Source organism: Rhodococcus sp. EPR-157, assembly GCF_001647195.1.
Taxonomy (GTDB): Bacteria; Actinomycetota; Actinomycetes; order Mycobacteriales; family Mycobacteriaceae; genus Rhodococcoides.
This window is the reverse complement of record NZ_LVCV01000034.1, coordinates 1-6,034: the sequence shown is the minus strand read 5'-3', so window position 1 is coordinate 6,034 and position 6,034 is coordinate 1. Positions and strand designations below refer to the sequence as shown.

At 64.6% G+C, this 6,034-nt stretch carries 7 protein-coding genes; 2 read left to right on the top strand and 5 right to left on the bottom strand.

All coding sequences use genetic code 11. From position 1 onward, the window contains the following. The 3 genes from A2J03_RS01465 to A2J03_RS01455 form a co-directional block, all read right to left on the bottom strand. A partial coding sequence (locus tag A2J03_RS01465; RefSeq protein ID WP_068368736.1) for a TIGR02569 family protein occupies positions 1–699 on the bottom strand: 699 nt, incomplete at its 3' end. 44 nt (positions 700–743) lie between these two features. Next, positions 744–1,919, bottom strand: a complete 1,176-nt coding sequence (gene moeZ / locus A2J03_RS01460; protein WP_068368730.1) for an adenylyltransferase/sulfurtransferase MoeZ — start codon at positions 1,917–1,919, stop codon at positions 744–746. Positions 1,920–1,992: 73 nt separating this feature from the next. Further along, on the bottom strand, positions 1,993–2,997 hold the full coding sequence (locus A2J03_RS01455; protein ID WP_197480553.1) for a DUF3152 domain-containing protein: 1,005 nt from the start codon (positions 2,995–2,997) through the stop codon (positions 1,993–1,995). 479 nt (positions 2,998–3,476) lie between these two features. Here A2J03_RS01455 and A2J03_RS01450 point away from each other — a divergent pair, with 479 nt between their 5' ends. Beyond that, on the top strand, positions 3,477–4,130 hold the full coding sequence (locus A2J03_RS01450; RefSeq protein ID WP_068368723.1) for a TetR/AcrR family transcriptional regulator: 654 nt from the start codon (positions 3,477–3,479) through the stop codon (positions 4,128–4,130). A 119-nt stretch (positions 4,131–4,249) separates the two neighbouring features. On the opposite strand, the gene A2J03_RS01445 is transcribed toward A2J03_RS01450, so the two are convergent. Together A2J03_RS01445 and A2J03_RS01440 are read right to left on the bottom strand one after the other, a co-directional pair. Beyond that, positions 4,250–4,477, bottom strand: coding sequence for a DUF3107 domain-containing protein (locus A2J03_RS01445; RefSeq protein ID WP_068368720.1), 228 nt, complete (start codon positions 4,475–4,477; stop codon positions 4,250–4,252). A 109-nt stretch (positions 4,478–4,586) separates the two neighbouring features. Beyond that, positions 4,587–5,306 carry a ferritin-like fold-containing protein gene (locus tag A2J03_RS01440; RefSeq protein WP_231912319.1) on the bottom strand — a complete coding sequence of 240 codons (720 nt, stop codon included), beginning with the start codon at positions 5,304–5,306 and terminating at the stop codon, positions 4,587–4,589. Positions 5,307–5,692: 386 nt separating this feature from the next. Between A2J03_RS01440 and A2J03_RS01435 the strand changes: the two genes are divergently transcribed. Continuing rightward, a partial coding sequence (locus tag A2J03_RS01435; RefSeq protein WP_156520133.1) for a DEAD/DEAH box helicase occupies positions 5,693–6,034 on the top strand: 342 nt, incomplete at its 3' end.

The following is a 6,034-nucleotide window of genomic DNA, read 5'->3' as shown; positions in this document are numbered from 1 at the left end:
AGCGTCGTCCGCGCCTCCCCAGGAAATCGCGTCGACGACGGTCACCGCAGCCGCCCACGACGCAGGTCGCCAGTACGGCGCGATGTCGGTGATACCGGGTGCCTCGCTACCGTCGAACAGCACCGTGCCGAACAGGTCCCCGTGCACGAGTTGATCGACGGATTCCACCGGCTTCCGTAGGCTGGCGAGCTGCTTGACCAGCTCCAAGCTCTGTTTACCGTCGACCGACGTCACCTCGGGCGCTCCCGCTGCACGCGCCGCGCGTAACGGGGTGGCTTCCCACGCGGCCCGATCGGCCGCGACGAACACGTCGGCGTCGGCCCACGGCGCGACGGGAGGCTGCACGAGGAAGCGCGGTCGATCCAGCTGTGAGGTGGCGGAATGAAGTCGTACCGACAGCGAGACGACCTCGTCGTGCCGAGGCTCGGGCGAACCGACGATGAACGTGTCCGCTCGCCAACTGCTGACGACGTACCGTCCGTCGGTCGACCGCACCGGTCGCGCCAACCGGACACCGTCGACCGCCAACGTTTCGCGGACCTTCGCCGACCAGGCCGCGCGCGCATGATCGGCGACTGGAGAGAGGACGACGTCGCCGAGCCGCCACCCACCGTCCCAATCCGCGCCGAGCGGAATCGGAGGTACGTCACGCAGCCCGAATGTGGAGATCACGTGTTGAGGAGGTTCCACTGAGCTCACAAGCGCCACGCTACCGCTTTTGCACTCGACGTCCCGCAGGCGCGCTAGTACACCGGAAGGGACGGATCGACCTGTGTGGCCCAGGCAACAATGCCGCCCTGCACATGAACGGCATCGGCGAATCCAGCGCGCTTGATCACCGCGAGTGCCTCAGCGGAGCGAATGCCGGTCTTGCAATGCAGGACGATGCGACGGTCCTGCGGCAACTCGGGCAGAGCCTCGCCGGACAGAATGCGTCCCTTGGGGATCAGAGTGGCACCTTCGATACGAACGATGTCCCATTCGACCGGTTCCCGAACGTCGATCAATGCGATGTCGTCCGAACTCTTCAACAGCTCGGCGAGCTCGGACGGGGTGATGGTCGATCCATCCGCCGCCGCTGCACCCTCGTCGGAGACGACGCCGCAGAAGGCGTCGTAGTCGATCAGTTCGGTCACCGGTGTTAGGTCCGGATCGCGCTGCACCTTGATGGTCCGGTAGGTCATCGCCAGCGCGTCGTACACCATGAGCCGACCGAGGAGAGTGTCACCGATCCCGGTAATCAGTTTGATCGCCTCCGTCACCATGATCGAGCCGACCGATGCGCACAACACGCCGAGCACTCCACCTTCGGCGCACGACGGCACCATTCCCGGCGGTGGTGCTTCCGGGTACAGATCGCGGTAGTTGAGCCCGACTCCACCGGGCGCGTTCTCCCAGAACACCGAAACCTGACCTTCGAAACGGTAGATCGATCCCCACACGTACGGCTTGCCGGCGAGTATCGCCGCATCGTTGACGAGGTATCGGGTAGCGAAGTTGTCCGTGCCGTCGAGTATCAGGTCGTACTGTTCGAACAGCTCGACCGCGTTGGTCCGGTCGAGCCTCGACTCGTGCAGTACGACGTCGACGCCGTCGTTGACTTCGCGAATGGAGTCACGCGCACTTGCCGCCTTCGAACGACCGACGTCGGAGGTGCCGTGGATGATCTGTCGCTGCAGGTTGGAGAGCTCGACATCGTCGAACTCGACGATTCCCAGTGTCCCGATCCCCGCTGCGGCCAGGTACAGCAACGCAGGTGAACCGAGCCCACCGGCGCCGATCACCAGCACCCGCGCCGCGCGCAGCCGTCGCTGACCGAGAGTCCCGACGTCGGGAATGATCAGGTGTCTGCTGTACCGAGCGACCTCGTCGTACGACAGCGGACCAGCAGGCTCGACCAACGGTGGCAACACGGTCATGGGTTTCACTCCTTGCGCACTACCGACTGCGGTGACCGAGTGTCACGATCGGCGCATCCAAACTACCTTCGCGTCAGCTACGCGGGTACGGCCACGGATTGAACCTGCACGTCTTACCGTCCATCGGCACCACACCCGCCGGATCCAGCCGAGCGATGTCGTCGTTCGCGGTACCGAATGTCTGCTGCATCATGACCGGCGCGAGCCCACCGTCGGTCTCACACGGCTGATGCTGCTGGTAACCGATGGCATGTCCGACCTCGTGGTTGATCTGGTACTGCCGGTACGAACCGATGTCGCCTTGGAACGCGATCGCACCTCGTACCCAGCGTGGCTCGTTCAATACGACCCTGTTGATTCCCGGGTTGTAGCAGGACACCTCGAGCTGAATGTCGTACCCGCACGCCTGCCTGATGCTCATCTGCGACGTCAGCGAAATGCGGAAATCCGGCTCCCCCTGATCGATCCGCCGAAACGCGAAGCGCGGGTCATTGGTCCAGCTCTTCGGGTTCCCGAGCGTCTGATCGACCAACCGACCGAAAGATTCGTCTCCCCCGAACCCGACCGTGTCCACACCATCCTCCACCTCGACCGTGTAGGTGAACACGCGCTCGGTCCCCTGCCCCACCTGACCGGTCGATCCGGGCACGAGATGCCAGGTCCCCGCGCCCTGAGCAGTGAAGACTCCCCCGTCCGGCAGCTCACCAGAGGGGATCGAGTCCGCGAAATTGCCGTCGGCTGCGGGCGGCACGCCGATCACCCCGGTCGAGTCCCCAGTGTCCGAACTGAGAGTTCCGAACCCTGGATTCGCCGCCTGGTCCGGGCTGACGGCAGCAGTCGTAGAGGGGTCGCCCGTACGCACAGCGTCGATCACCACCAACGACGTCACCACGAGCAGAATCGGGATCGCGTATGCACGCCAGCCGTACACGGATGTGAACTTGCCGAGTTTCGACTGCTTCTTTGCCTGCCGCTCCGGACGCGGAGTTCGGCTGCGGTGGGGTTCGGTCCGCGCCGTCGGGTCCCACTGCGCCCGAAGAGGCTGGTGCGAACCCCGTCCGCCGACCTCGCGGGGCAGGTCTTGCGGATCACCGTCGTCGAACCCGGGTGAGTATCCCGTCTCGACACGCCTGGCGCCGCGAGACGACCCGGCAGGCGCACCGCGACGGCTACGTCGGGCACCGCCGTATTCGGTACCGCCGTATTCAGTGCGGTCGTGCCCAGCGTCGCCCCATGTCCTTCCGCTGCTCGGCGGCCCGCCTCGGTCATCCACCTCGCCAGAATCTCACAGACGGTCCGATCCTCCGCTCGCCGCGCCGATGTTTGTGCGGTGGAACAAACCCCTCGACCGAATAGATGGGCGATACCGGGATCGATGCGCCCACTTGCTGGGACCACTCACGGCGACAGGCGCCCCGCCATCCCATCACAGCGAGCGGTGGCGGGTATCGTTGCTCTTCGATCTGCGCTACAGCTTCCTGGCGGCCACTTCGGCAGCGGCACGCCGCACAGGTTCGCACTACAAGCGCAGTGACGATGCGGATGGGAATTACCACAATGACAGAACTCGCAGATCGGATGTCCTCGGACCGTCCGGCCTCTCCTGCCAGCCGTCGCAGCGCACGGTTGCCACGCGACGCACGACGCGCTCAGCTGCTCGCGGCTGCGAGCGAGATTTTCGTGAACCGCGGGTATCACGCGTCGGGCATGGACGAGATCGCCGAATGCGCAGGGGTGAGCAAGCCGGTCCTGTACCAGCACTTCCCGGGCAAGCTGGAGTTGTACCTCGCCGTGCTGCAGAGCTACGTCGACACACTGATCGCCGGAGTACGACAGGCGCTCCGGTCGACGACGGACAACCGCAAACGTGTCCGTGCGGCCGTGCTTGCCTTCTACGATTTCGTCGACACCGACACGCAGGGTTTTCGCCTCGTGTTCGAGTCGGATCTGATGGGCGATCCCCAGGTCAACGCCCGCGTCGAACAGGCGACCGAGGCGTGCGTCGACGCTGTGTTCGACCTCGTCGCGCACGATTCCGGTCTCGACCCCTACCGCGCTCGGGTGCTGGCGGTGGGACTCGTCGGTGCCAGCCAGTTCACGGCTCGCTACTGGTTGGAAGCGGATCGGCCGATCTCGAAGGAAGACGCCGTCGATACAACCGTCTCGCTTGCGTGGGGCGGCCTCTCGCACGTCCCACTCCAGGCGCCCTGACAACTGGCACCTGCCGAAGCCGACAGATCGAACACGGCCGCGTATCGAATATTCGATACGCGGCCGTGTTCGATCTATGAACGCTCTTTTCGGTCACGCTGCTGCACGACCACCGCCGACTAGATGGTGGCGAAGCCGACCTTGCGGGAGTCCGCTGGACCGATCTCGACGTAGGACACCTTGGCGGACTGTACGAGGTACTTGCGGCCCTTGTCGTCGACGAGCTGAAGAACATCCTTCTTGCCCGCAAGCGCCTCGGACACGAGCGCCTCGACCTCTTCCGGGGACTGGGCACTGTTCACCACGAGCTCGCGAGAGCTTTCCGACACACCGATCTTGACCTCCACGGCCAACCTCCGAACTCAATAGACAACTTCAGCTGCTTCGCCTAAAGGCTAGTGCAGCACGCACCCGACAGGCTCGTCCCCTCGGTGTGCTGTCAGCGAACACGGCCAGTCACACCAACCCGAGAACCCGCATACGTTCGGCGTGCTGCTCCTGCATCCGGTCGAACAACGCCGCAACTCCGTTGAGGTCGCCGGATGCGGTAATGACCAGATCGGTCAAACTCTCCCGCTGCGCGAGAACGTACTGAGCCTGCGTGATCGCCTCGCCCAACAGACGACGACCCCACAGCATCAGGCGAGCTTTGTCCTGCGAACTGGCGCTCACTTGCTTGGACACCTCGTGGACGACGAACTCGGAGTGCCCGGTCTCTGCCAGCACCTCGCGCACGGTCGACGCCACGGCCGGATCGAGCGTGTGTGCGATCTCGCGATAGAAGTCGGCTGCCAGGCCGTCGCCGACGTACGCCTTCACGAGCACCTCCATCCACGTGGACGGGTTCGTCGACGCGTGATAGTCGTCGAGTGCGCGCACGAAGGGGTCCATCGCCGAGTACACCTCGACACCTCGATCGGACAGCGCCTGCACGAGGGTTTCGAAGTGACTCATCTCGGCCGCAGCCATGCTGGCAAGTGCAACTCTGCCCTGCATCGACGGTGCGGTGCGCGCGTCCTCGGCCAACCGATAGAACGCCGAGATCTCGCCGTAAGCGAGCACCGCGTACAACTCGGATACGCCAGGATGGTCGAAGGCGATGCGCACGTCGTCGGGTCCCTCCGCTTCGGACTGTCGTACTGCGTCGGTGACCGGTTCAGGCGAGTGGGCTCCCATGAGAGACGATCGTAGTCGCGCGGTGCGCTCCGTCCGCCGCCGAGGACATGCGAGGATTCTCACCCCACGACGAGCCCGCGTTCGAGCGCGCCGGAGCACGATACGTGCTTTGCGCAGTCGGCAAGCTACCATGGTGGTCGGATCGCCACCTGGACCGATGACACGGACCGAACAATCACGAACGCGGCGGTCCGCACCGACAATGTGTGCGCACCTGATCCGGGTCGCTACGACTGCTTCGCCGCCTGTCGAGTACCACTCGTTCCACCGACACGGCTGAGGCTCGATGCGATATCACAACCGGGATCTAGGGCATCGACTACGGCCGGCAATAGGCCAATGCCCTTCCTTGTGCGCACGTGTGAAACACGAGGAAGGCCAGACCCCTGAGCAAGATCGTTATCGACCAAGAACCCGAGACCGGCGACCCGACGCTGTCCGCCCAGCTCGACGACACTCACGTGCCCCCAACGTTCGCCGAACTCGGCGTGCGAGAAGACATCGTCCGGTCTCTTGCGGACATCGGAATCGAACGCACGTTCGCCATCCAGGAGCTGACGCTCCCGCTAGCGCTTGCCGGCGACGATCTCATCGGCCAGGCACGCACCGGAATGGGCAAGACCTTCGGCTTCGGCGTGCCGCTCCTGCATCGGATCTCCACCACGGACTCCGGAACCACAGCGCTCGACGGCACGCCCCGTGCGCTGATCATCGTCCCGACACGTGAG